The organism is Pseudoalteromonas sp. PS5 (assembly GCF_004103255.1).
GTDB classification, from domain to species: Bacteria; Pseudomonadota; Gammaproteobacteria; order Enterobacterales; family Alteromonadaceae; genus Pseudoalteromonas; species Pseudoalteromonas peptidolytica.
This window is the reverse complement of sequence record NZ_RCSQ01000242.1, coordinates 1-1,949: the sequence shown is the minus strand read 5'-3', so window position 1 is coordinate 1,949 and position 1,949 is coordinate 1. Positions and strand designations below refer to the sequence as shown.

Here is a 1,949-nt window from a genome sequence, read left to right as displayed (position 1 = left end):
ACCATCACCATCAAAGTCTATTGATGCTGTTAATCCTGTTTTGTAGTTGGGCTCAGCAACCAGTGAAATGCTGTATTTAGCCACGTCACTATTAAAGTCTTTGATTTCGAATGGTTTTGATATATTGGCAGAATAATATCCTTCTTGGTGGAGGTATTCAGGACTACCATCACCATCAATATCTCCCAAAAATTCGAAACCGCCAATAATGGGTTCTTCGATGTGATTAGAGCCATCCATGTTCAATATATAGCTCTTTCTGTTGCTAAGACCCCAATCATAGAGCTGATACACTACTTTATCGTTGCTATTTTTAGCAAAAGGAATTACTGACACCTTTTCAAGTGTTGTTGCTGTAAAATAGTCGATATTCTTTGCGACTTCTTTTGACCATGATTCATTTTGAGTAAATGGGGATATATTTTTCAATGTTGCACTAGTGACTTTGTTGAAGCTTGGCTCCCATTTTGTAAACCTGATAGCAGCCAGCGTCTTATGTTCATCAATAATTCTTAGTTTGTTGTCTTGCTTTGCTAAATAGGCATTACCATTGAATCCCAGCTCAGTTACATCACCAAATGTTATTTCCTTGACATCGAGCTTCTTCGTGCTTTTTATTTTTTCTTTTCGCTCATCACCATACAAGTCTAGATATTCATAAATGTAATTATATGTATCTGGTTGGTAGTCTGCGTTTTGTCTAGTTATGTTTTTGCCAATGATCTCGCTTTCTCTCGTGAGATAGTCATAATAAATGATGTTTGAAACAGTGATACCGTCAGAATTAAAGCTAATTGTTCCAAAAACTTGGTTTAGCTCATCGTTGAACATTGATGACCAACCATATTTTGAGTCGCGTGTTTCCTGCTTACAACTTTCTAGAGAATTCCCTACAGGCCAAATAACACTGCCGTTTTTTACGTCGATAGTACAGCCCTCACTAACTACTTCATCTGTTCCATCATCGTTTATATCTTTAGTAAATAAATAGGTGCCTGTTACCGCAAGCGTACCAACCAGGTTCATTTCATTATTTTGAATTTGGTAGATTTCGCCGTCCCATGTCAGCATTTCATTGAACAGACGATTGGTAAACTTTCCAACAACAAAGTCAGAGTTTGGTAAGTTGTAGTGCGCTTTGGTTTTTAGCGTATGCATATCAAGTGTAGACATACTGTTTTCATTTATCAGCATGATTTCGACGTTACCATCGTTATCTATGTCTTTAAATTTAACGATATCAGCGGTTACATTTGGGAGCACTTTTACATATTTTCTGGCAGTTAAATTTAGAAGGTGTACGTTACTTTTATCACTAATAACAACTGCATAGTGATTGTCCGATCTTTGATCGTAATAAATTCCAAACTCGCTAATTAACTCATCTTCGCTCTCGAGCTTCACTGAGTCAGTCACTGTTGTTTTTACAAGTTTATCATTACGGTTGATTTCAATAATTGCTAGTGTTTTATGATCACTGTTAATCTTCCCAACTATATCTTTATTCGAGTCATTACCAATATCAACAACGTTTATATAACCGATCTGGTTAATACTCGAGTAATGCTTAACTTTCTCTACGTGCGCGAATGATGATTGCGTCATTATTAATATAGTGAGAAGTGCTGTTGTAGAAAATTTCATGTTATTCCTTCTAGGTTTTTTACTATTTATAATGAAATTTTATTTAAAATCCAAATAGAATATAAAATAAACTAACATAATTTTCTTATCATGAATAACCAGAGAGATCGGATATTACCCTTGATCAAGTAAATTGATCCAAGGGTAAAAACTGATTATTACAATGTTGAATTGGGAGCAGTAACGCAGACTCTCAATTTGCGGAAGAGCCCTACCAGCGTCAGCAGAGAGAGCAGGTAGACAGGCATGCTTCCGCCACTTTTGCTCTTTGGTTCAGTGACCCCTGACTCTTTATCTGTATTGTC

General features: G+C 36.1%; 1 protein-coding gene. It reads right to left on the bottom strand.

The annotated features are described in order from the left end of the window. On the bottom strand, nucleotides 1-1,644 hold a 1,644-nt coding region (locus D9603_RS21315; RefSeq protein ID WP_153188203.1), incomplete at its 3' end, for a hypothetical protein. Nucleotides 1,645-1,949 lie beyond the last annotated feature (305 nt).